Here is a 22,597-nt window from a genome sequence, read left to right as displayed (position 1 = left end):
TCGTGAGGCGGGGAGTTCAGGAGGAGTGGAACGGCAGCCCGGCGTCGGCGACCAGCTCCAGGTCGTCGCTCTCCTCGGGGGGCAGCAACGTCGGCGTGCCGTCGGTGACCGGGACGACGCCCAGCTCCAGCAGCTCGGCCAGGGCGGCGCTGCCGGCCATGTCGCGGACCTGGAGCTGGTAGCGGGCGGTCGTGCGGTACGTGCCGCCGTTGTCGTCGCCGGTGCGCTGGAGGAAACCGGAGTCGGTGAGGAACGCGACGGCCTTGGCGACGATGCCGGTGGTCGAACCGGCGAGCCTGCGGGCGTCCTTGGTGGCCCCGGTCGAGCTGCGCCGCACCCAGATCCGCCAGGCGGCCTCCAGGCCGGGCGCGTCGGTGGCCGGGTCGGTGTTCTCGCCCTGTTCGGCGGCGCGCTCCTCCAGGCGGCGGCAGGCCTGGCGGACGAAGGCGTCGACGCCGTTGACCGTGACGCGGCCGATGTAGCCGTCGTCGGCGAGGTCCTCGGGGCGGGGGAACGCCATGGCGGCGACGGCGAGATGGGCGAGTCCGTGCAGGAACCGGTCGCCGCCGTCGGCGGACGTACGACGCGCGTAGTCGCCCATACGGACGGCGAACACCGAGTCCTCGGCAGCGGTCACGGCCATGCCCGCGCGCGGGGACACCTCCAGCACGATCAGCCCCAGTCCGGTCGCCACTGCGTCGGCGAGCCGGGCGAACGGCGGGTCCTCCCGGTACCGCCGCAGCAGGTCCGCGTACTCCTGGTCGCGGGCGGGCTGCAGCTTGGGCTGCAGCCCGAAGGACACGAGCCGCGCCGCGTCGGCGGCGTCGGCGGGAGTGACAGCGGCGGTGGCCGCGGGGGCCGCCCCCTCCGGCTCGCTCCACTCGACGTGCTCGCTCACGGTCGGGACTCCTTGTGCCGTTCGTACTGACTCATGCTGCTTCCGTCCGGTCCGCCGCCATCCCCGCCGCGTCCAGCAGGGCGGTGCCGACGATCAGGTCCGCCCCGCCGAACTCCGGATCGTCGAGCTCGGTCCCGTCGTCCACGGCGAACAGCAGCTTCTGCTCGCCCTGGCGGTAGGCCGTACCGACCGGCGGACTGGCCGCGTGCACCGCCAACAAGGCCACCAGGTACGGCAGCTCGGGGTCCTGCCGCCGGGCCTCGGCCAGCAGCCCGGACAACCGGCGCGGCGCATCCGCCGGCAGGTCGAGCAGCTCCTGCGCCGCCGCCATCTGCTCCTCGCTGAACCGGCTGTCGTCGGGCGTGGCGATGAGATCCGGCTCGGGCATCTCGGCGCCCAGGTGCTCCCGCTCCACCGGCGGCGTCAGCAGTATGTCGACCAGGTCACCGACCCGGACGGACACCGGGGTGCGCAGCCCGGTGCCGCGGGCGAAGTAGGCGTCCGTGACGCGAACGGCCTGCTCCAGCGGCAGCGGCAGGACGGGGGCGACGAGATGGCCGTACAGGTCGATCCCGGACGCGGCCGCGGGCGTGGCGAAGGCCTGCCGGTCCTGTTCGGCGCGGAACAGCGGGCCGGCTTCGAGCAGCCGGGACTGCAACTGTGTGTGCCGCCGGATGCAGTCCTTGACGATGTCGACGAGCTCGGCGGCGCGGCGCTTGTGCTCGGGCTCCTCGGACTCGTCACGCGCCTTGCGGATGTTCGTGAGGATCGCGTTCTCGTGGCGGTAGCGGTCGGCCACGTGCTCCAGGGCCTCGGCGATCATGTCGGGCACGGTGGTGAGCCAGTCCACCGCGCGCACGTTGCGCCGGGTCGCCTCCAGGGCGCGGCGCAGGGTCTCGGAGTACTGCACGGTGCGGTAGCGGGCCTGTTCGGCCGCGAGCTGCGCGTCGGCGAGCCGGCCGCGGCTGATCAGCACCTCCAGCTTGACCTCGGCGGCGATCTGCGCGCTGGTGACGTCGGTGTCGAGGGCGCCGACGAGGACGTTGACCGCCTCGTCCGTCGTCCGCAGGTAGACCGTGCCGCCCGGGCCCGGGACCTCCTCGATCAGCTTGAAGTCGTAGTCACGGCGCACATACGTGCCGTCCGCACCGAACGTGCCGTACACCGCGCGGAAGCCGCGGTCGACGCTGCCGACGTTGATCAGGTTCTCCAGGACCCAGCGGGCCACTCGCTCGTGCTCGGCGGCGGGTCGCTGCGGTGCCTGGGCGGCGATGCGCGGGATGAGACGGGCGACGATCTGGTCGTGGTCCGCGCCCGTGTCGAAGTCCATGTTGAGGGTGACGAGGTCGATGGCCGCGAGGGCGACCTCCGCCATGCCGTACACCGAGTACTCACCGGCGAGGTTGGCCTTGCGCGCGTCGAGGTCGTGCAGCGGCGCGGTGCAGGCGAGCGCGCGCAGGCGCCGCGCCAGGCCCTCGTCGGCGGCCGGCCCCGGTGCGGGGCGCGGCCCCGCGCTGAGCTGGGGCGGAACGCTGTCCGTCGATGCAGGCGAAGTCACGGTGCACAGACTAGGTCCTGGGTCTGACAACGACCCAAACGACGTGGGTGGGCGCAGTCAGCCGTCCTCGCCGACCCGCCGCCGGTACACCTCCACGACCCGTTCCAGCGAGTCGTCGAGGTAGCCGGCGAGCAGACGCTCGGCCTGGCCCCGGTCCCCTGCCTGAAGGGCCTCAAGAATCATGACATTTCGAGCGATGTACGGCTCGTGCAATCGCTGCGGCTCGTCCACCACGTGGAACGCGAGGCGCAGTTCGGCGAACACACTCCGCATCAACTCGTCGGTGCGCTCGCTCGCCGCGAGGGCGACCAGTTCCCGGTGGAAGTGGATGTTGGCCGTGCCCACCCCCTTCCAGTCGCCTTCCCGCGCCGCCCGCCGCCCCTCCTCCACGGCACCGGCGAGCCCGTCGAGGCCGTAGGGCGGCTCGCCGAGACCACGCACGACCGCGCACTCGACGAGCATCCGGGTGCGGTAGATGTCCTCGACGTCCTCCACGGTCAGGACCCGGACGAAGACGCCCCGGTTCAGCTCGTGGACGAGCAGGCGTTCGTGCGTGAGCAGCCGGAACGCCTCGCGCAGCGTGTTGCGGGAGACGCCGAGCGCGCCGCCGATGCTGTCCTCCGACAGCCGGGTGCCGGGCGGGAAGTAGCCCTCGGCGATCCGGCTCCTGAGGATGTCGGAGACGCGTTCGGCGGTGCTGGTGCGCCCCAGGAGAGCCCGGTCGTCGGAGAGGTCCCTCAGCTGCTCTGCCATGCCGGAATTCAATCGCAGATCACAAGAACGAACCAACATGGGTATTGAGGGATCGTTGAACAATCCTCTACGGTGCTGTGCACGGCTCGCTCCCGATGCGCCCGAGCTCACCCTCGGAGCACCCCACGGCTCAGCCCGAAGCACCCTCCGTCCCCCTCTGCGAGGTGCCCATGAGCACGCCCCCTCCACGACAGGCCCTGACCGACGACACACGCCCCGCGACCACTGAACCGACCTCGGACGACGGGGCGTTCGGCTGGCTGCGCGCCCTGGGCCCGCGCGGCCGGCGCGCGTTCGCCGGTGCCTTCGGCGGCTATGCCCTGGACTCGTACGACTACTTCACCCTGCCGCTGAGCATGGTCGCGCTGTCCGCCTACTTCGGCCTGAACAGCGGACAGACCGGCCTCTTCACGACGGTCACCCTGGTGGTCTCCGCGCTCGGCGGCGCCCTCGCGGGCGTCCTCGCGGACCGCATCGGCCGGGTGAAGGCGCTGATGCTCACGGTGATCACGTACGCGGTCTTCACCGTCGCCTGCGGCTTCGCGCCCAACTACGAGACACTGCTGGTCTTCCGCGCCCTCCAGGGCCTCGGTTTCGGCGGCGAGTGGGCGGTCGGCGCGATCCTCGTCGCCGAATACGCGAGCGCCAAGCACCGGGGCCGCACGCTCGGCGCCATCCAGAGCTCCTGGGCCGTGGGCTGGGGCCTCGCGGCGATCGTCTACACCTTGGTCTTCTCGCTGGCCGGCGACGACCTTGCCTGGCGCATCATGTTCTGGACCGGGGCACTGCCCGCGCTGCTCGTCATCTGGGTGCGGCGCAGTGTGCACGATGCGCCCGAGGCCGCCGCCGCTCGGGAACAGAGTGCGGAGAAGGGCTCCTTCACGGCGATCTTCAAGCCCGGCCTGCTGCGGACGACGATCTTCGCGGGGCTGCTCTCGACGGGCGTCCAGGGCGGCTACTACACGCTGGCCACCTGGGTGCCGACCTACCTCAAGTCCGAGCGCGACCTGTCGGTCGTCGGCACGGGCGGTTATCTGACGTTCCTGATTTCGGGCGCCTTCATCGGCTACCTGACGGGCGGTTACCTCACGGACAAGCTGGGCCGGCGGCGCAACATCTGGCTGTTCGCCCTGCTGTCGGCGATCTGCATCCTGGCGTACGCGAACATCCCGAGCGGCGCCAACACCCTGCTCCTGGTGCTCGGTTTCCCGCTCGGGTTCTGCATGTCGGCGATCTTCAGCGGCTTCGGCTCCTACCTGAGCGAGCTGTACCCGACGGCGGTGCGCGGCACGGGGCAGGGCTTCACGTACAACACCGGGCGCGCGGTGGGTGCCGTCTTCCCGACGACGGTCGGGTTCCTGGCCGACAGCTGGGGTGTGGGCGGCGCGCTGGTCTTCGGCGCGATCGGCTACGGCATCGCGGCGCTGGCGCTGCTCGGGCTGCCGGAGACGCGCGGGAAGGAGCTCACATGAACCGCACGGGCACCGACACCGGGGACCGTCCCGTCGTCCTCGTCGACGAGCACGCGCGCGCGTGGAGCCCGGAAACGGCCCGCGCCCGCTTCCGGGAGGGTCTGACGGGCCCCACGGCCGGGGTCGCGGCGGGCCACACCCAGGTCAACCTGATCTCGGTGCCCGCCGACTGGGCCTACGACGTGCTGCTGTTCTGCCAGCGCAACCCCAAGCCCTGCCCGGTCCTCGACGTCACCGACGCGGGATCCCGGACCACCGTGCTCGCGGAGGGCGCGGACCTGCGCACCGACCTGCCGCGCTACCGGGTCTGGCGGGACGGCGAGCTGGTGGACGAGCCGACGGACGTGCGCGCGTACTGGCGGGACGACCTGGTGTCGTTCCTGATCGGGTGCAGCTTCACCTTCGAGTGGGCGCTGAGCGAGGCGGGCGTTCCGATCCGCCACGTCGAGCAGGGCCGCAACGTCCCGATGTACGTCACCAGCCGGCAGTGCCGTCCGGCGGGGCGGCTGCACGGACCGCTGGTGGTGTCCATGCGGCCGGTGCCGCCCCCGCATCTGGCGGCGGCGATCCGGGAGAGCAGCCTGCTGCCGGCGGTGCACGGCAGCCCCGTACACTGCGGCGATCCCTCGGGCCTCGGCATCGACGACCTCGGCCGCCCCGACTTCGGCGACCCGGTGGACGCCGAGCCGGACGACATCCCGGTGTTCTGGGCCTGCGGAGTGACCCCGCAGGCGGCCGTGATGGCCTCGCGCCCGCCGTTCGCCCTCACGCACGCCCCCGGGCAGATGTTCCTCACCGACGCCCGCGACGAGCACTACCCCGTGGCCTGACAGGAGACCCGACTCGCCATGATCTCCATCGACCTGAACGCCGACCTCGGCGAGGGCTTCGGCCGCTGGCGGCTCACCGACGACGAACGGCTGCTGTCGGTCGTCACCAGCGCCAACGTGGCGTGCGGCTTCCACGCCGGGGACGCGGCCACCATGCGCCGGGTGTGCGAACTGGCGGCCGAGCGCGGCGTCCGGATCGGCGCCCAGGTGTCCTACCGGGACCTGGCCGGGTTCGGGCGGCGCGCGATGGACGTGCCGCCCGCCGAGCTGGCGGCCGAAGTGGCCTACCAGATCGGCGCCCTGGAGGTCTTCGCCCGCGCGGCGGGCGCCCGCGTGGCCTACGTGAAACCGCACGGCGCGCTCTACAACCGGGTCGTGCACGACGAGGAGCAGGCCGGCGCGGTCGTCGACGGCGTGCTCCTCGCGGACGCCTCGCTGCCGGTGCTGGGCCTGCCCGGCTCGCGCCTGCTGGAACAGGCCGGGAAGGCCGGACTGCCGGTCGTCACGGAGGCGTTCGCGGACCGGGCGTACACCGACGCGGGCACGCTCGTGCCGCGCACCCTGGAGGGCGCCGTGGTCACCGACCCCGACACCGTCGTGGAACGGTCGCTCGGCCTGGCCCGCTCCGGCGAGGTCGTCTCCCACTCCGGGACGCGGATCGAGGTACGTGCGCGTTCCCTGTGCCTGCACGGCGACACCCCCGGCGCGGTGGAGCTGGCACGCCGGGTACGGCAGCGACTGGAGGCGTCGGGCGTCCGGGTGGAGGCCTTCGCATGAAGGTCCTGCCCGTCGGCGAGGACGCCCTGCTCGTCGAGGTCTGCTCGGGCGACGAGGCCCAGGCCCTGCACGCCGAGCTGCTGCGCCGCCGCGCGGAGGGCTCGCTGTCGGCCTGCGAGATCGTGCCCGCGGCCCGTACGGTCCTCCTCGACGGCCTCGACGCCCCCTCCCGGGTGGCCGCCGAACTGACCGCCGCCGAGTTGCCGCCCGCTCCGCCACGGGCGCGTGCCGTGGTCGAGATCCCGGTGCGCTACGACGGCCCGGACCTGGCCGACGTCGCCGCGCACTGGGGCGTGCCCGCACGGGAGGCCGCCCGGATCCACGCGCGGACGGAGTTCCGGGTCGCCTTCTGCGGCTTCGCCCCCGGCTTCGGCTACCTCACCGGCCTGCCGCCGCGCTACGACGTCCCGCGCCGGGCCACCCCGCGCACGGCCGTCCCGGCCGGTTCGGTGGCGCTGGCGGGCCCGTACACGGGCGTGTACCCGCGCTCGTCGCCGGGCGGCTGGCAGCTGATCGGCACGACGGACGCCGTCCTGTGGGACCACGCTCGCGTGCCGGCCGCCCTGCTGTCGCCGGGCACGCGTGTGCGGTTCGTCCCCGTCGAGCCGGTGGGGCACCCGTGACCGACCGCGCGCTCGCCGTCGTACGGGCCGGGGCCCTGACCACCGTGCAGGACCTGGGGCGCCCCGGGCACGCCCACCTCGGTGTGCCCCGCTCCGGGGCGCTGGACCGTCCGGCGGCGGACCTCGTCAACCGGCTGACGGGCAACCCGCCCGAGGCAGCCGTGCTGGAGACGACCGTCAACGGCTGTGCCGTACGCCCCCGTTCCACCGTCACCATGGCCGTGGCGGGCGCGCCCTGCCGGGTCACGGTGGACGGACGTCCCGTCGCCTGGGGCGCGCCGGTGCGCGTGCCCGCCGGGGCTCTGCTGGACGTCGGACCTGCGATGTCGGGCCTGCGCAGCTACGTGGGCGTCTGCGGGGGCATCGCCGTCGAGCCGGTGCTCGGCAGCCGCTCGACCGACCTGCTGTCGGGGCTGGGCCCGCCCCCTCTCACGGACGGCACGGTGCTGCCTCTGGGCCGGCCGACAGGCGTGCACGCGCGCGTGGACGTCGCCCCGCAGCCGGCGCCACCGGCCGAGCTGGTCCTGCGGGTGACACTCGGACCGCGCGACGGCTGGTTCACGCCGGAGGCCCTACGCACCTTCGTCTCGCGTCCCTACCGGGTGTCCCCGGCGAGCAACCGCATCGGGCTGCGCACGGAGGGGGCCGCCCTGGAGCGGGCCCGGCCCGGGGAGCTCCCCAGCGAGGGCATGGTGCTGGGCGCCGTCCAGGTGCCGCCCGACGGCAGGCCGGTGGTGTTCCTCGCCGACCACCCGACCACCGGCGGCTACCCGGTGATCGGGGTGGTCCGCGCCGCCGACCTCCCGGCCGCCGCCCAGGCGGTGCCGGGCACGCCGGTCCGCTTCGTGGCCGTACGGCGCCGCTGAACCGGCCGGACCGCGTCGGTCGCCGCCGGCCTGTCAGGCCGCGTCCGGCTGCTCCGCCACCGACAGGGCGGCCAGCGCGGCGGACACGGCCGCGGAGGCCCGTAGGTCGAGTCGGGCGCTCGTGCCCCGGGCGCGGTGCCGGAGCTCGTCGGCGGCGAGTGTCAGGAGCTGCGGCAGCAGGTCGGTGCACCGGCGGGCCACCCAGCCGGTGCCCGCCGTGGCCAGCCACCACAGGCTCGCCGACCTGGTCGGGACGGGGAACTCCGGCTCGGGCGAGGGCGCGGGCCCCGTCGCGAGGCCGTGTTCCTCGAGCAGCGCGTGGAAGCGCAGGGCCAGCTGCCGGTGCCCGCGCTCTCCGGGGTGCAGCCGGTCCGCGCTCCACAGGGCGCGGTCCGTGATCCAGTCGCCCTCGCACGCGTGCAGGTGCACAGCTCCGTACCGGTCGGACAGGGCGTGGACGACCGTGTTCACGGCGCGCTGCCGCCGCGCCAGCGGGTGGGCGAGTGCCCCCGGCAGCCCCAGCATCGTGCCCGGGTCGGGCAGGCAGGCGGTGAGCAGCACCGCACCCTGCTCGGTGAAGGCCCCGTACACCTGGTCGAGCCGGGCCGCCACGGCCTGGATGTCGAAGGTGCAGCGCAGGGTGTCGTTGACGCCGATGACGACGGACACGAGGTCGGGCCGCAGGGCCAGCCCGGCGGGCAGCTGCCGCTCCAGCACGTCACGCGTCTGCGCCCCGCTCACCGCGAGGTTGGTGAACCGGGCGTGGCCCTGGGGAAGCCCGGCGGGTCCCTCGCCCGGCCCGGCGGATCCCTCGCTGGGCCCGTCGGGTCGGTCGGCGAGCCCGTCGGGTCCGTCGGCGAGCCCCCCGCGCCCGGCGGGCCCCTCGCCGGGCCCCGCGGATCCCTCGGTGAGCCCGGCGGCGAGCAGCGCGGCCCAGCCGCGCCACGCCCCGTCGCCGACGGGATCACCCACCCCCTCGGTCAGCGAGTCGCCGAGGGCCACGAACCTCGGGGCTCCCTCCGTCCACGGGCGTCTCATGCCACGCCCCCGGGCACGTACGGACGCACCGGGACAGCGGCGTCGTGCGCGGCCAGGAAGGCGTCGACCGCCGCATCCCAGCCGAAGCACTCCGCACGCGCGCGTGCCCCCTCTCGCCGGTCTGCCTCCAGCCGTTCCAGCAGCAGGTCCACGGCGTCCGCGAAGGCCTCCCCGTGGTCCGCCGCGACGGCCCCGGCGGAGCCGATCACCTCCGGCAGCGCGGACGACGCGCTCGCCACCACGGGCGTGCCGCACGCCATGGCCTCCAGCGCGGCGAGCCCGAACGTCTCGGCGGGCCCCGGCGCAAGGGCCACGTCGGCGGACGCCTGGAGCGCGCCGAGCAGCCCGCGGTCGGAGACGTGCCCGAGGAAGGTGACCGGCAGGCCGCTCTCCCGCGCCCGCTGTTCGAGCCGGGCGCGCAACGGCCCGTCCCCGGCCACCACCAGCACCGCCCGGCGTCCCCGCCGCCGCAGCGCCTCCAGTGCGTCCAGCGCCGTGCCGGGCCGCTTCTCCACGGACAGCCGCGAGCACATCACCAGCAGCGTCTCGTCCCCGCGCGCGTGCCGCGCCCGCAGCTCCGGGTCGCGCAGCGCGGGGTGCCGCTGCACCAGGTCGACGCCCAGCGGGGCACGGACGACATTGCGCGCCCCGATCCGCACGAACTCCCGCTCGGCGAACTCGGTGGTGCACACCACGCGCGCGTACGTGTGTGCCGTACGGACGTTGAGGGCGTCCGCGGCACGCCGGGCGGCCCCCTCGGGCAGACCCCAGGTGCGCAGCACGCCGTCGGCGGTCTCGTGGGAGACCATCACGGCCGGGACCCGGGCGCGTCGCGCCCACTTGCCGGTCCACCTGAGGGTCGTGCGGTCGGACACCTCCAGCCGGTCCGGCGCGAGCTCCTCCAGGAGCCGGGCCACCCGCCGCCTGTCGGCGAGCACGCGGTAGCCGCCGGTGCCGGGCAGCAGCGGCCCGGGGAGGGTGATCACCCGCCCCTGGTCGGTCTCCCGGTCGGTCATCCGCTCGCCGGGGACCACGAGGACGGGCTCGTGCCCCGCCGCCTTGAAGCCCTTGCCGAGTTCGCGCAGGGCGGTGCGCAGACCGCCGGACGCGGGCGCGACGAAGTTGGCGAGCCGGATGATCCGCAGCGACTGGCGGCTGCTGTCACCCGAACGCGAGTCGCTCATGCCGCCACCGCCGTCCTGCGCCCGGCGAGCACGTTCGCGTAGTGCCCGATCAGCTGGTCCCCGACGGCCGCCCAGGTGCGGCCCTCCACGGTGGCGCGCCCCGCGGCGCCGAAGGCGGCCCGCAGCCCGGCGTCGGCGGCCAGGGCCCGCACCGCGTCCCGTACGGCGGTCGCGTCGTGCGGCGGCACCAGCAGGCCGGTGCGCCCCTGGGCGACCAGGTCCAGCGGCCCGCCCGCGGCGGGCGCGACGACGGGCAGGCCGCTGGCCATGGCCTCCTGCACCGTCTGGCAGAACGTCTCGAAGGGACCCGTGTGGACGAAGGCGTCCAGCGAGGCGAAGACCCGCGCCAGGTCGTCACCGGTACGGCGGCCGAGGAAGGCCGCGCCCGGCAGCGCCTGCTCCAGGCCGGGCCGGCTCGGGCCGTCGCCGACGACCACGACCCGGACGCCCTCCAGACCGCAGGCACCGGCGAGGAGTTCGACCTGCTTCTCGGGTGCGAGCCGGCCGACGTAGCCGACGATCAGCTCACCGTTCGGGGCGAGTTCGCGACGCAGGGCCTCGTCGCGGCGGTCGGGCCGGAAACGTTCGGTGTCGACGCCGCGCGGCCACAGTTCGACCCGTGGCACACCGTGCGTCTCCAGATCGCGCAGGGCCGCGCTGGACGGGGCGAGGGTGAGATCGGCGGCGCCGTGCACGGAGCGGATCCGTCGCCACGCGGCGGCTTCTCCGGCACCCATGTAGGTACGGGCGTATCCGGCCAGGTCGGTCTGGTAGACGGCGACGGCGGGGATGCCGAGGCGGGCGGCGGCTGCCATGCCGCGCACGCCGAGGACGAAGGGGCTGGCGAGGTGGACGACATCGGCACGGTGCTCGATGAGGGTGGCGGCCAGGCGGCGGCTGGGGAGGGCGACGCGGACCTGGGGATAGCCGGGGAGCGGGAGGGAGGGGACGTGGACGACGGGGCACGGCGCGTTGGCGTCGGGCTTGTTCCCGGGCGCGGGGGCCGGGGCGACGACGACGGGGACGTGACCGCGATCGACGAGGTGCCGGGCGGTCTGGAGCGCGCAGTGGGCCACGCCGTTCACGTCGGGGGGAAAGGATTCGGTCACGATGACGACACGCATACCGGTGTTGTCGCCGTGCCGGACGTGGCCGCGTCAACGTGGATCTTTCCGGACGAGGAACGTCCTATGAGCGTTCTGAGGCGCACCCGCGCAGGTCAGGCCGCGTCCATGCGCTCCTGACCCGCGAGTCACCCCTCGTTCACCCGGGCGGCCTGATTCCGCCCTGGCGTCCTTGCACAAAGGGAGTCACACGCTCACGGCACAAAGGGAGTCACACGCTCACGCGGAGGGGGTCACACAGCGGTCTCCTCGGGACCGATCCTGCTGCGCACGGCCGTCTGGACCTCGGCCTCCTCGGCCGGGTCGGCGGCGAGCCGGCGCAGTCGCTCGACGACACGGGCGTCTCCGGTCTCGGCGTGCCGGGCGGCGATCTCGCGCGTGGTCTCCTCGCAGTCCCACAGGCACTCGACGGCGAAGCCGGTGGCGAAGGAGGGGTCGGTGGCGGCGAGGGCCCGGGCGGCCCGGCCGCGCAGATGGGAGGAGGCGGTCTCGCGGTAGATGTGGCGGAGGACGGGTGCCGCGCAGGCGATGCCGAGCCGTCCGGCGCCGTCGACCAGGGTCCACAGGGTCGGTGCGTCGGGGCCGTCGCCCCGTACGGCTTCCCGTAGCGCCGCGAGGACCAGGTCGCGGTCCTGCGCCCCGCCCCGGCAGGCGAGGACACGCCCGGCGGCGGCGCCCAGCGCGTCCGGCCGCCGGGCCCAGCCGCGCGCCTGGTCCACGGCGGCGAGGGAGCGCATGCGTTCGAAGGCGTCGACGGCGGCGTCCACGACGACCGTCGAGCCGGTGGCCACGGCGCCCTCGATGAGGCCGAGGGCGTCGGGATCGTTGCCGTCGGCGAGGTAGCGCAGGGCCGTGCAACGGGCTCCGTCACCGCCGTCCTTCGCCGCCTGGACGATCTCGGCCCGGTCCTCGGGCCCCGCCACGGCGGTGAGGCAGCGGGCGGCCGGGACATGGAGTGCGGCACCCCGTTCGAGGCCTTGCTGGGCCCATTCGAAGACGGCCTGCACGCTCCACCCGGGGCGGGGGCCGGCCGGCCGCATCTGCCGCTGCCAGCGGTCGAAACAGCCCGTCTCGTGGGCGGCACGCACGCGGGCGGCGACGGATTCTCGGGGGTCCTCGGCCCACAGCCGCCACGGCCGGGGTTCGAAGGCGTCGCGGACGGCTGCGGCCAGCTCGGCGTCGCCCTCCGGGTCGGCCGGGAACCGTGCGAGGACGGGCGCGGCGAGGGCGCGCAGGCCCGCGTCGTCGTCCCTGAGGGCCAGTTCGTCGAGGGCCCAGGCCCAGTTGGAGCCGTGGGCGGCGTACCTGCGCAGCAGTTCGAGCGCGTCCCGCCTGCCGTAGGAGGCGAGGTGCCCGAGGACGGCGAGGGCGAGCCCGGTGCGCGACTCGTCGGTGTCGAGGACGTCCTCGGCGTCGAAGAGGTGGGCCTCGACCGCGTCCAGCTCGCCGTTCAGGTCGAGGAAGAGGCGGGCGTAGTAGAGGGAGCGGTTCTCCACCTGCCAGTCGTGGCGGGGATCGCGCAGCACGCAGTGGTTCAGCGCCGCGAGCGCCTCGGGGCGCGGGGCGGTGAGCGCGTGCAGCGTGCCGTCGCCGCGGCCCCGCTGGAGCAGGCCGAGCAGCGTACCGCTGGGCGCTATGACCGGATCGAACATGGGAAACAGCCTCACATCAAGCGTCGACGCAACCGGGGACGTGTACTACCTGGCCGCGCGACAACACGTCGGAGTGCCCGCCGTTTCCTGCTTGCTGTAGACCATCTTCCTCTGCCTCTCGTCGGTGGCCCTTGCGGACCGCTTCACGGCCCGCGCGGTGCGGCAACACCTGCCCAGCCATCACGTCCGTGAACCACGCCGTCATGATGACTCGGCACTTCCGTCTGCCGCGACCGAAATTTCGGCGGCCCCGTCCCGCCTCCCCCGTTTTCGTTGTCGTTCCAGGTCAGACCGGCTCGCTCAGTGCTCGCCGAACAGTTCGAGCAATTCCGTCCGGCCGAACATCCGGGCGGTGTCGACCGCCGAGGGGGTGCCGGCGGACGGGTCGGCGCCGCCCTCCAGGAGGGCCTTGATGACGTCCGTCTCGCCCTTGAAGGCCGCTCCCGCGAGCGGGGTCTGGCCTCGGTCGTTCACCCGGTCGGCCTCGGCTCCGCGGGCCAGCAGCGCGCGTACCGCCTCGGAGTGGCCGTGGTAGGCGGCGAGCATCACGAGCGAGTCACCGCGGTCGTTGGTGAGGTTGGCCGGAACACCCGCGTCGACGTACGCCACGAGCGCCTCGGTCTGTCCCCGCCGGGCCAGATCGAAGATCTTGGTCGCCAGCTCCACGACCTCGGGGTCGGGGGCTTCGGTCATCGGCCGGACCGCCTCTCACGTCACACATCACGTCGGGTGCGTACGCCTGCGAGCGGCGCAGCCGTACGAGTGAATCGCCAGGGTACTGGCTCGCGCGGCACATGACCCGATGTGCCCGAGGTAAAGATCACCACAGACCTCGCCGAACGCAACAGCCCCGCGCGACCGATCCGGGGGCAGCTCCACCAGCCAGGGGAAATAGTACGAATTTCACCCAGTTGCACCTTTTATCGTATGGATACATCCTGTGAGCCTGGAAGTACTCATGGTGACTGTCCCCGCGAACCAGGAGACCTCAAATGATCCTCTCCATCTCAGGCGTGGTCCTGCTCGGCATCGTCGTCTTCATCTTCTTCCGCAAGGACGGCCTGAAGGCGTCGCATGCGGTCGTGACGATGCTGTTCGGCTTCTATCTGGCGAGCACGGCCATCGCCCCGAGCATCAAGGCGGGCGGCGAGAGCCTGGCGAGCCTCCTCGGCGGAATCAAGTTCTGACGACGCCGCCCCGTACGCATCCCGCCCGTAGGCACTCTCTGGAGGCAGCAGTGGCCCGGCGCCCCCTCCCCCGCATTCTGAGCAACGGCAGCGCGCAGCTCGTCCGGAGCCGGGAGCTGGCCCGGACGGCGGCCGACACTGCCACGGACGTCCTCCACCCGGTGATCACGATCACGCGCGGTCTGCGCCGGCTGGCAGCGGCCGGGCGGCGCAGATGGACCGACACCCCCAAGGAGAGACGGGGGGCGCTGCTGTTCCTGGTGGCCTCCGTGCTCCTGGTCGTGGCGCTGCTGCCGTACGGACCGCTGCTCGCCGCCGTCACACTGATGGCGGCTGCGGCATGGCAGGGCCGGGACCGCACGCCGGCGGCTCCCGACGGACCCGACGAGTCGCAGACCGAGCGCCTCAAGGCGCTCTACGAGGCACTCGTGCCGTACTTCTCCTCCGCCGAGGACCCCGAGCCGCTGTACGCCCACGGCGGTGCGTGGGACAAGGCCTTCCCCACCTACGCGTTCGACGGCGGCGGCCGGATCTCGCACCTGGTGGTCCGCTACCCGGCGTACTTCACCGACGGCGAGGCCGAGGCCCGTGCCCGGATCGAGCACGTGCTCGCGGCCAAGTCGGGCCGTGGCCGCGAATACCACTTCACGTGGGACGAGGAGGGCAACCAGTTGACGGTCAGCGTGCTCCTGCCGCTGCCCGTGGACATCGCCGCCCAGCGTTTCGTCACCGCGCCCGGCGAGACGGTCCTCGGCTTCACCGACCCCACCGAGGTCCGGCGCACGCTCCCCCTCACCTGCGGCGAGCAGCAACGGGACGTGCCCCCGGTCGTCTGGCGCACGGGCCTGCGCTCGACCGAGCCCCATCTGCTCGCCCTGGGCCAGCCGGGCAGCGGCACCTCGACCCTGCTGCGGTCCATCGCCCTCCAGGCCCTCCAGCACGGTGACGTGGTGATCGTCGACGGCGGCGGCACCGGCGAGTACGCATGCCTGACCGGCCGGGACGGTGTCCTGGCCGTCGAGTGCGGGCTCACCGGGGCGCTGGCCAGCCTGGAGTGGGCCGCGCTCGAGACCGAGCGCCGCCTCATCGCCGCCAACCGCGCCCATCAGGCGGGCCACCCGCCGCCAGACGACACCAAGCGTCCCCTGTGGATCCTCCTGGACCGCCCGACGGCGTTCACCCACCTGGCCGCCGCCGACGACCGCAAGGACCCGCAGTCCCTTCTCCACGTCCCCCTGCGGCACGGCCGCCCGGCGAACGTGACGGTGGTCGTGGCCGACCAGCTCGACAGCGTCGACACCCTCACCGACGCCGTGCGGCAGCATACCCGCGCGCGCGTGGTCCTCGGCCCGGCGACGGCCGACCAGGTCGGGTCCGTCCTGGGCGCGCCCCCGCACACCACCCCCGTCGACCAGGTCCCCCCCGGGCGCGGCTACGCCCGCCTGGGCACGGGCCCGGTCCACCGCCTCCAGGTCCCGGCCACACCCAACCCCTACGACGACGCGACGTCCGACGCCCACCGCCAGGCGGTACTGGACCTCCTGCCGCCCCGCACGACACCGGCGGACGGGGAGACGGTGCCCGACCCGGATCCGGCGCAGGGTGAACCGGATCTGGTCGAGCCGGAGCCGGTGGAATCCGAGCCGGTGCCGGTACTGACGGAACCGGCGGAACGAAAGCCCGTCCCGGTGCTGACGAAAGCCACCAAGACGTCCTGAAGAGCGCGGTCGGTCGGCCGATCACCGCGGCCGCCGACCCGGCCTACGCCACGAACGTCCGCGGCGACTCACCGGCCCCCACACCCCCGTCCTCCACGATCCGCGCCGCCGCGGCCAGCCGCACAGCCGCCTCCTCGGCCACCGCACCCCCCACGGTGAACGGCAACCGCACATATCCCTCGAACGCCCCGTCCACCCCGAACCGCGGCCCGGACGGCACCCGCACGCCCACCCGCTCCCCCGCCTCAGCGAGCCGTGACCCGGACAGACCGCCCGTGCGCACCCACAGCGTCAGCCCGCCCCGAGGCACCTCGAACTCCCACCCGGGCAGCTCCCGCCGCACCGCCGCCACGATCTCGTCGCGGTTCTCCCGCGCCTGCTCCCGCCGCACCTGCACGGCCTGCTCCCAACCCCCCGTGCCGAACAGCCAGTTAACGGCCAGCTGCTCCAGCACCGGCGTGCCGAGATCCGCGTACGCACGCGCCGCGACCAGGCTGCGGATCACGTCCGGCGCGGCCCGCACCCACCCGATGCGCATCCCGGCCCAGAAGGCCTTGCTCGCCGACCCCACGGTGATCACCGTCGAACCGGCCGGATCGAAGGCACACACCGCCCGTGGCATCCGCACGTCCGGGTCGAGCCACAGCTCGCTCATCGTCTCGTCGGCGATCAGCACGGTCCCCGCGGACCTGGCCGCGTCGACCAGCCGCCGGCGCTGGTCCTCGTCGGCGAGCGCACCGGTCGGGTTGTGGAAGTCGGCGACGACGTAGGCGATCCGGGGCGCGGCGTCCCGCAGGACCTGCCGCCAGCGGTCCATGTCCCATCCGGAGAGCCCCTCGGCCATCGCGACGGGCACGAGCCGGGCCCCGGCCTCCCGCATCAGCTGAAGGATGTTGGCGTACGAGGGCGACTCGACGGCGATGCGCTCACCCCGCCCCGCGAACAGGTGGCAGATCGCGTCGATCGCGCCCATCGCCCCGGTCGTCACCATGATCTGCTCGGGCATGGTCGGTATCCCGCGCGCGGTGTAGCGCTCGGCGATCATCGACCGCAGCGCGGGCAGCCCGGCGGGATAGTCGCCGTGCGTGTGCGCGTACGGCGGCAGTTCCTCCAGCGCGCCCTGCACGGCCCGGGTCAGCCACGGCTCGGGGGCCGGAAGCGCCGCACAGCCGAGGTCGATCATCGAGCCGAGGGCCTCCGGCGGCAAGGGTTCCAGCCCGCGCGCGGGCAGCGGGTTCCCGGCCGGTACGGCGGTCCAACTGCCCGCGCCGCGCCGGGACTCCAGGAACCCCTCGCTGCGCAGGGCCTCGTACGCGGCGGCGACCGTCGTACGGCTGACGGACAGGGACAGGGCGAGTTCCCGCTCGGCGGGCAGCCGGGCGGCCACCGGGACACGCCCTTCGAGCACCAGCAGGCGGACGCCGTCGGCGAGCGCGCGGTAGGCGGGCGGCCGGCGCGTGCCGGGCCCCGCCGGGCGGTCCTGCTGGGAGTTGAGCAGCCGCGCGAGCTGTGCCGCACCCACGGCCGAGGTCCACTGCGCCATGAGAATCAGTCCACCTTCCCCGGATTGGCCATGGATGGCCTCTCGATCCAAGCCACAGGGTGTCATGCATCAGTCCACTAACCAACAGGGGGGCACATCATGTCCACGCAGCGGCGGCTCGCTCGGCGACTGACGCAGCTTTACGTCGGTCTCGCGCTGTACGGAGCGAGTTCGGCGCTCCTCGTCCGGTCGGGGCTCGGGCTGGAGCCGTGGAACGTGCTGCACCAGGGGCTCGCCGAGCGGACCGGTCTGTCGATCGGCGTCGTGCTGACCATCGTGGGCGCCGCGGTGCTGCTCGCGTGGATCCCACTGCGCCAGCGGCCGGGCCTGGGCACGATCTCCAACGTGCTGGTCATCGGCATGGCGATGGACGCGACGCTGGCCCTGGTGCCCGACGCCCACGGCTGGGTGCCCCGCGTGAGCCTGATGGTGGCGGGGATCGTCCTGAACGGCGCGGCGACCGGCCTGTACATCGCGGCCCGCTTCGGGCCGGGCCCGCGCGACGGTCTGATGACGGGGCTCCACCAGCTCACGGGCGTCTCGATCCGCCTGGTGCGCACGGGCATCGAGCTCACGGTCGTGGCGACCGGCTTCGCACTGGGCGGCACCGTCGGGATCGGCACCCTCCTGTACGCGGTGGCGATCGGCCCGCTCGCCCAGCTGTTCCTGCGCGTGTTCGCCGTCCCCGCGGCATCCGGCGGCAGCGCGGTCGTTGCCACGGGGCAACCCCGAGGAGCGATACTGCGTCCGTGACCTCGCGGATACGCCATCCCTACCTCGACCATCCCGGCCCGATCGCCTTCGCCCACCGGGGCGGGGCCGCGGACGGCCTGGAGAACACCGTGCGGCAGTTCCGGTGTGCCGTCGAGGCGGGCTACCGCTACATCGAGACCGACGTCCACGCCACCCGGGACGGCAAGCTCGTCGCCTTCCACGACGCGACCCTGGACCGGGTGACGAACGGCGCGGGCCGGATCGCCGACCTGCCCTGGCAGGAGGTGCGCCACGCGCGCGTGGCCGGGGAGGAACCGGTGCCGCTCTTCGAGGAACTGCTGGAGACCTTCCCGGACGTGCGCTGGAACGTCGACGTCAAGGCGGAGGCCGCCCTGCTGCCCTTCCTCGACCTGGTCGGCCGGACGCACTCCTGGGACCGGATCTGCCTCGGCTCGTTCTCCGAGGCCCGCGTGGTGCGTGCCCAGCGGCTGGCCGGCCCGCGCCTGGCCACCTCGTACGGCACCCGGGGAGTGCTCAATCTGCGGCTGCGCTCCTGGGGGCTGCCGGCGGCGGTGCGCCGCTCGGCGGTCGCCGCCCAGGTGCCCGAGATCCAGTCCGGCATCCAGGTCGTGGACCACCGCTTCCTGCACGCCGCCCACGCGCGCGGGCTCCAGGTGCACGTGTGGACCGTCAACGACCCGGAGAGCATGCACCGGCTTCTGGACCTCGGCGTGGATGGCATCATGACCGATCACATCGACACGTTGCGCAAGGTCATGGAGGACCGCGGCGTCTGGGTCTGACACCCCGGCCGGTCGCCCCTGCGCGTTCACGGGGAAGCGAGGACACGGGTGGGCACCGACACCGCGCGTCCGGAGGCGGCCGACGGGGCTGCGGGGCTGCGGCGCGAGCAGCGCGGCTGGTACTTCTACGACTGGGCCTGCTCCGTCTACTCGACGAGCGTGCTCACCGTGTTCCTGGGCCCCTATCTGACGTCGGTCGCCGAGTCGGCGGCCGACGCCGACGGGTACGTCCACCCCCTCGGGATCCCGGTGCGCGCCGGGTCCTTCTTCGCGTACTCGGTGTCCCTGTCGGTGATCGTGGCCGTGCTGGCGATGCCCCTGGTGGGCGCCGCCGCCGACCGCACCGGCCGCAAGAAGCCCCTCCTCGCGGCCGCCGCCTACCTGGGAGCCACGGCCACGACGGCCATGTTCTTCCTGGACGGCGACCGCTACCTGCTCGGCGGGGCGCTGCTGATCGTCGCGAACGCCGCGCAGTCCGTGGCGATGATGCTCTACAACTCCTACCTGCCGCAGATCGCCCCGCCCGAGCAGCGGGACGCGGTCTCCTCCCGAGGCTGGGCCTTCGGCTACGCGGCGGGCTCGCTGGTCCTCGTCGCCAACCTGGTCCTCTACACCGGGCACGACAGCTTCGGTGTCTCCGAGAGCACGGCGGTCCGCATCTGCCTGGCATCGGCGGGCCTGTGGTGGGGCGCGTTCGCCCTCATCCCGCTGACACGGCTCCGTGATCGCAGGTCCGGCGCGCGGGAGGCGGCGCTTCCCGGGTTCCGGCAGCTCGCGGCGACCGTCCGCGACATGCGCCGCCACCCGCTGACGCTCGCCTTCCTGCTCGCGTACCTCGTCTACAACGACGGCATCCAGACGGTGATCTCCCAGGCCTCCGTCTACGGCTCCGAGGAACTCGGCCTCGGGCAGTCCACCCTGATCGGCGCAGTCCTGCTCGTGCAGGTCCTGGCGGTGGCGGGCGCGCTGACGATGGGCCGGCTGGCCCGGACCTACGGGGCCAAGCGCACGATCCTGGGCTCGCTGGTGGCGTGGACGGTGACACTGGCCGCCGGGTTCTTCCTGCCGGCCGGGGCGCCGGTGTGGTTCTTCGTCCTGGCCGCCGGCATCGGTCTGGTCCTCGGCGGCAGCCAGGCGCTGTCCAGGTCCTTGTTCTCCCATCTCGTCCCGTCCGGCAGGGAGGCCGAATACTTCTCCGCGTACGAGATGAGCGACCGCGGAATGAGCTGGCTCGGGCCGCTGCTGTTCGGGCTCACGTATCAGCTGACCGGGAGCTACCGGGACGCGATCATCTCGCTCGTGGGCTTCTTCGTCATCGGGTTCGCCCTGCTCGCGCGGGTTCCGGTGCGGCGTGCGATCGAAGAAGCGGGGAATCCGGTTCCTGACAGGATTTAGCACTCGGCGTGAAAGGGCTGTAGTGTACGCGTTTGGCCTGCCAGGCGTACCGTTACTGCGCGTCAAAGATGCCGAAACGCTGGGTTACATCTGCTAGCAGATGTGACAAACCGGGCGCTGGTGGGTACAACAAGGGCGGCTACGACGGCGACGCATGACCCGGAACGGGACTCGGAACGGGAATCTTTACCGCCGACCGGACGTTGACCGGATGACGACGACAGCGACACCTGTCCTGTGGGCGACAAGCCCGGGAGGCACGATTCATGAGTGAGCGAGCTCTTCGCGGCACGCGCCTCGTGGTGACCAGCTACGAGACGGACCGCGGCATCGACCTGGCCCCGCGCCAGGCCGTGGAGTACGCATGCGAGAAGGGGCACCGGTTTGAGATGCCCTTCTCGGTCGAGGCGGAGATCCCGCCGGAGTGGGAGTGCAAGGTCTGCGGGGCCCAGGCACTCCTCGTGGACGGCGATGGCCCGGAAGAGAAGAAGGCCAAGCCCGCGCGTACGCATTGGGACATGCTGATGGAGCGGCGCACCCGTGAGGAACTCGAAGAGGTCCTCGAGGAGCGCCTGGCGGTTCTGCGCTCCGGGGCGATGAACATCGCGATTCATCCCCGAGACAGCCGCAAGTCGGCGTAAGTCCCTCCGGGGCCTGGCCGAAAGTTACAGCGCGTCAAGACCGCCGCGGGCGCCGTACGTGAAGTACGGCGCTCGCGGTTTTTGTCATGCGCTCCTGCGGCTACGGCCGCTGGCTCCCGCCTTGGGGGCCCGGGGCCGGCATCGCCGCCGGCGCCCGGACGCCGGGGCGCTCAGTGCGTCAGCGGGGGGCGCGGTCCCTGCGGCGCGTCGCCCCGGTCGTCACGGATGACCTCGCCCTGGACGACCTTGCCGTCGGGGCGGTGCATACGGGCCTGCTGGAAGGCGCCGCCCAGGGTGCCCGGGCCGGCCTCGCGGAGCTTGCGCTCGAAGGTGCGCTCCGCGGTGCGGCTCACCGCCTTCTGGACCGGAGGCAGCAGCAGGAGCAGGCCCGCCGCGTCCGACACCAGACCGGGGATCATCAGCAGCAGCCCGCCCAGCATCATCAGGCCGTTGCCCTCGCTGTTCGGCCGGGCCGCCGCGGGCATCACGCCGCTCTGCTGCCGTTGCAGCGTCTCGGAGAGGTTGCGGAAGGCCCGCCTGCCGGCCCGCTTGATGACGACCGAGCCGAGGATGAAGCCCGCCACCAGGACGAGGAACACCACCAGCCCGCTCGACGCCCCCGCGACCACCGTGAGCAGCCAGATCTCCAGGACGAGCCATGCGGCGAGCCCCAACGGCAGGAACGTACGCAGCCGTGAGCGCCGGGGCCGGGCGGGATTAGCGGGGGTCTGAGCGCCAGTCGTCATGTCTCCAGTGTGCCTGGGCCCGGCTCAGCGCGGGATAAGGCCCCGATCAGGTGTTTCTGTGAGCGGCCGGCGAGGGATGAGACGGGCCGGCTACGGCTTCGACGGCTTGCCGCCGCGGCCCGTGACCTTGCCGACCCGCTCCCCCACACCCCACGCCGTGACCCGCCACAGCGCCTCGACGAGGATGTCGCGGCTCATCTTGGAGTCGCCGAGCTCACGCTCGACGAAGGTGATGGGCACCTCCACGACGTGGTACCCGGCCTTGACCGCGCGGCGGGCGAGGTCGACCTGGAAGCAGTAGCCCTGGGAGGCGACCTGGTCCAGGCCGAGGCCCTCCAGGGTCTCGCGCCGGAAGGCACGGTAGCCGCCGGTGATGTCGCGCAGGGGCAGGTCGAGCGCCAGCCGGGAGTAGAGGCTGCCGCCCCTGGAGATCACCTCTCGGGACTTCGGCCAGTTCACCACTCGGCCGCCGGGCACCCAGCGCGAGCCGAGCACCAGGTCGGCGCTCTTCAGGGCGGTGAGCAGACGGGGCAGCTCCTCGGGCTGGTGGGAGCCGTCGGCGTCCATCTCGACCAGCACGCCGTAGTCGCGCTCCAGGCCCCAGCGGAAGCCCGCGAGGTAGGCGGCGCCCAGCCCCTCCTTGCCCTTGCGGTGCAGCACATGGACGTGGTCGTCGTCGACGGTCAGCTCGTCGGCCAGCTTGCCCGTGCCGTCCGGGCTGTTGTCGTCGGCCACGAGTACGTGCGCCTCGGGGACGGCTTCGCGCACCCGGCCGACGATGCTCTTGATGTTCTCCGCCTCGTTGTAGGTCGGGATGATCACCAAGGCCGTGCCGAGCGGGCCGAACTTCCTCCCCTGGGCTCCCGCCACGAGGGTCCCGTCGCCGTCGTTCACTGATGCCCCTTCATGTCCGTACGCAGGGGTCCACCATAGTGCGCCCGGCCTGCGATGACGTGACAGGACGTTCGAATGGTGGTGTCGAATCCGCAAGACGCGGGTAAGAATGCGCCTTCGGGCGCGAGCGTACGGCGGATGGGGGCCCGGCGCCCTTCGGGCCGACCTGGGACCCGCTGGC

At 73.2% G+C, this 22,597-nt stretch carries 22 protein-coding genes; 11 read left to right on the top strand and 11 right to left on the bottom strand.

The window, feature by feature from the left end:
- Positions 1–16 precede the first annotated feature (16 nt).
- Genes SCNRRL3882_RS34045 through SCNRRL3882_RS34035 form a run of 3 tightly spaced genes read right to left on the bottom strand, consistent with a single transcriptional unit; the run spans position 17 to position 3,209 of the window.
- Positions 17–898 carry a hypothetical protein gene (locus tag SCNRRL3882_RS34045; RefSeq protein WP_010046297.1) on the bottom strand — a complete coding sequence of 294 codons (882 nt, stop codon included), beginning with the start codon at positions 896–898 and terminating at the stop codon, positions 17–19.
- Positions 899–929: 31 nt separating this feature from the next.
- Complete coding sequence (locus SCNRRL3882_RS34040) at positions 930–2,456, bottom strand: hypothetical protein (protein ID WP_010046298.1); 1,527 nt, start codon at positions 2,454–2,456, stop codon at positions 930–932.
- A 57-nt stretch (positions 2,457–2,513) separates the two neighbouring features.
- Positions 2,514–3,209, bottom strand: coding sequence for a GntR family transcriptional regulator (locus SCNRRL3882_RS34035; protein ID WP_010046299.1), 696 nt, complete (start codon positions 3,207–3,209; stop codon positions 2,514–2,516).
- Between the two features lie 170 nt (positions 3,210–3,379).
- Between SCNRRL3882_RS34035 and SCNRRL3882_RS34030 the strand changes: the two genes are divergently transcribed.
- From SCNRRL3882_RS34030 to SCNRRL3882_RS34010, 5 genes are read left to right on the top strand one after another with little or no spacing between them, the layout of a single operon-like run.
- Positions 3,380–4,681 carry an MFS transporter gene (locus SCNRRL3882_RS34030; RefSeq protein WP_010046300.1) on the top strand — a complete coding sequence of 434 codons (1,302 nt, stop codon included), beginning with the start codon at positions 3,380–3,382 and terminating at the stop codon, positions 4,679–4,681.
- A complete protein-coding gene (locus tag SCNRRL3882_RS34025) occupies positions 4,678–5,511 on the top strand; it encodes a putative hydro-lyase (protein ID WP_010046301.1) in 834 nt (277 codons plus the stop codon). Before SCNRRL3882_RS34030 ends, SCNRRL3882_RS34025 begins: the two co-directional genes overlap by 4 nt.
- A gap of 18 nt (positions 5,512–5,529) precedes the next feature.
- Positions 5,530–6,288 (top strand): LamB/YcsF family protein, encoded by a 759-nt coding sequence (locus SCNRRL3882_RS34020; RefSeq protein ID WP_010046303.1) that lies wholly within the window; start codon positions 5,530–5,532, stop codon positions 6,286–6,288.
- Positions 6,285–6,911 (top strand): 5-oxoprolinase subunit B family protein, encoded by a 627-nt coding sequence (locus tag SCNRRL3882_RS34015; protein ID WP_010046305.1) that lies wholly within the window; start codon positions 6,285–6,287, stop codon positions 6,909–6,911. The genes SCNRRL3882_RS34020 and SCNRRL3882_RS34015 overlap by 4 nt, the downstream gene beginning before the upstream one ends.
- Positions 6,908–7,777 (top strand): biotin-dependent carboxyltransferase family protein, encoded by an 870-nt coding sequence (locus SCNRRL3882_RS34010; RefSeq protein ID WP_010046308.1) that lies wholly within the window; start codon positions 6,908–6,910, stop codon positions 7,775–7,777. The genes SCNRRL3882_RS34015 and SCNRRL3882_RS34010 overlap by 4 nt, the downstream gene beginning before the upstream one ends.
- Positions 7,778–7,810: 33 nt before the next feature.
- On the opposite strand, the gene SCNRRL3882_RS34005 is transcribed toward SCNRRL3882_RS34010, so the two are convergent.
- From SCNRRL3882_RS34005 to SCNRRL3882_RS33980, 5 genes are all read right to left on the bottom strand, one after another.
- On the bottom strand, positions 7,811–8,815 hold the full coding sequence (locus SCNRRL3882_RS34005; protein WP_040904137.1) for an SGNH/GDSL hydrolase family protein: 1,005 nt from the start codon (positions 8,813–8,815) through the stop codon (positions 7,811–7,813).
- Positions 8,812–9,999, bottom strand: a complete 1,188-nt coding sequence (locus SCNRRL3882_RS34000) for a glycosyltransferase (RefSeq protein ID WP_010046313.1) — start codon at positions 9,997–9,999, stop codon at positions 8,812–8,814. Before SCNRRL3882_RS34000 ends, SCNRRL3882_RS34005 begins: the two co-directional genes overlap by 4 nt.
- The gene (locus tag SCNRRL3882_RS33995) at positions 9,996–11,123 is read right to left on the bottom strand and encodes a glycosyltransferase family 4 protein (protein WP_010046315.1); all 1,128 of its coding nucleotides are present in this window, start codon (positions 11,121–11,123) and stop codon (positions 9,996–9,998) included. Before SCNRRL3882_RS33995 ends, SCNRRL3882_RS34000 begins: the two co-directional genes overlap by 4 nt.
- Before the next feature lie 233 nt (positions 11,124–11,356).
- Positions 11,357–12,775, bottom strand: coding sequence for a hypothetical protein (locus tag SCNRRL3882_RS33990; protein WP_010046317.1), 1,419 nt, complete (start codon positions 12,773–12,775; stop codon positions 11,357–11,359).
- 300 nt (positions 12,776–13,075) lie between these two features.
- Complete coding sequence (locus tag SCNRRL3882_RS33980; protein ID WP_010046318.1) at positions 13,076–13,468, bottom strand: ankyrin repeat domain-containing protein; 393 nt, start codon at positions 13,466–13,468, stop codon at positions 13,076–13,078.
- A gap of 299 nt (positions 13,469–13,767) precedes the next feature.
- On the opposite strand from SCNRRL3882_RS33980, the gene SCNRRL3882_RS33975 reads away from it, so the two are divergent.
- Both SCNRRL3882_RS33975 and SCNRRL3882_RS33970 read left to right on the top strand, forming a co-directional pair.
- Complete coding sequence (locus SCNRRL3882_RS33975) at positions 13,768–13,962, top strand: hypothetical protein (protein WP_003988891.1); 195 nt, start codon at positions 13,768–13,770, stop codon at positions 13,960–13,962.
- A 50-nt stretch (positions 13,963–14,012) separates the two neighbouring features.
- Positions 14,013–15,680: a membrane protein gene (locus tag SCNRRL3882_RS33970; protein WP_010046320.1), complete on the top strand. Its 1,668-nt coding sequence runs from the start codon at positions 14,013–14,015 to the stop codon at positions 15,678–15,680.
- Positions 15,681–15,723: 43 nt separating this feature from the next.
- Here SCNRRL3882_RS33970 and SCNRRL3882_RS33965 read toward each other — a convergent pair whose 3' ends face one another.
- Positions 15,724–17,223, bottom strand: a complete 1,500-nt coding sequence (locus SCNRRL3882_RS33965; RefSeq protein WP_010046322.1) for a PLP-dependent aminotransferase family protein — start codon at positions 17,221–17,223, stop codon at positions 15,724–15,726.
- 99 nt (positions 17,224–17,322) lie between these two features.
- Between SCNRRL3882_RS33965 and SCNRRL3882_RS33960 the strand changes: the two genes are divergently transcribed.
- From SCNRRL3882_RS33960 to SCNRRL3882_RS33945, 4 genes are all read left to right on the top strand, one after another.
- Positions 17,323–17,976 carry a YczE/YyaS/YitT family protein gene (locus SCNRRL3882_RS33960; RefSeq protein ID WP_010046323.1) on the top strand — a complete coding sequence of 218 codons (654 nt, stop codon included), beginning with the start codon at positions 17,323–17,325 and terminating at the stop codon, positions 17,974–17,976.
- The gene (locus tag SCNRRL3882_RS33955; RefSeq protein ID WP_010046325.1) at positions 17,973–18,740 is read left to right on the top strand and encodes a glycerophosphodiester phosphodiesterase; all 768 of its coding nucleotides are present in this window, start codon (positions 17,973–17,975) and stop codon (positions 18,738–18,740) included. The genes SCNRRL3882_RS33960 and SCNRRL3882_RS33955 overlap by 4 nt, the downstream gene beginning before the upstream one ends.
- A gap of 48 nt (positions 18,741–18,788) precedes the next feature.
- A complete protein-coding gene (locus SCNRRL3882_RS33950; protein WP_010046328.1) occupies positions 18,789–20,135 on the top strand; it encodes an MFS transporter in 1,347 nt (448 codons plus the stop codon).
- 266 nt (positions 20,136–20,401) lie between these two features.
- Positions 20,402–20,776: an RNA polymerase-binding protein RbpA gene (locus SCNRRL3882_RS33945; protein WP_010046329.1), complete on the top strand. Its 375-nt coding sequence runs from the start codon at positions 20,402–20,404 to the stop codon at positions 20,774–20,776.
- A 170-nt stretch (positions 20,777–20,946) separates the two neighbouring features.
- On the opposite strand, the gene fxsA is transcribed toward SCNRRL3882_RS33945, so the two are convergent.
- Positions 20,947–21,522: an FxsA family membrane protein gene (gene fxsA, locus SCNRRL3882_RS33940; protein WP_029181623.1), complete on the bottom strand. Its 576-nt coding sequence runs from the start codon at positions 21,520–21,522 to the stop codon at positions 20,947–20,949.
- A 90-nt stretch (positions 21,523–21,612) separates the two neighbouring features.
- Positions 21,613–22,416, bottom strand: coding sequence for a polyprenol monophosphomannose synthase (locus SCNRRL3882_RS33935; RefSeq protein ID WP_010046333.1), 804 nt, complete (start codon positions 22,414–22,416; stop codon positions 21,613–21,615).
- Positions 22,417–22,597: the final 181 nt, after the last annotated feature.

It is taken from the genome of Streptomyces chartreusis NRRL 3882, assembly GCF_900236475.1.
In the GTDB taxonomy this organism is placed as follows: Bacteria; Actinomycetota; Actinomycetes; order Streptomycetales; family Streptomycetaceae; genus Streptomyces; species Streptomyces chartreusis_D.
Note: the sequence above shows the minus strand (reverse complement) of the source record. Positions and strands in the feature narration are given on the sequence as shown.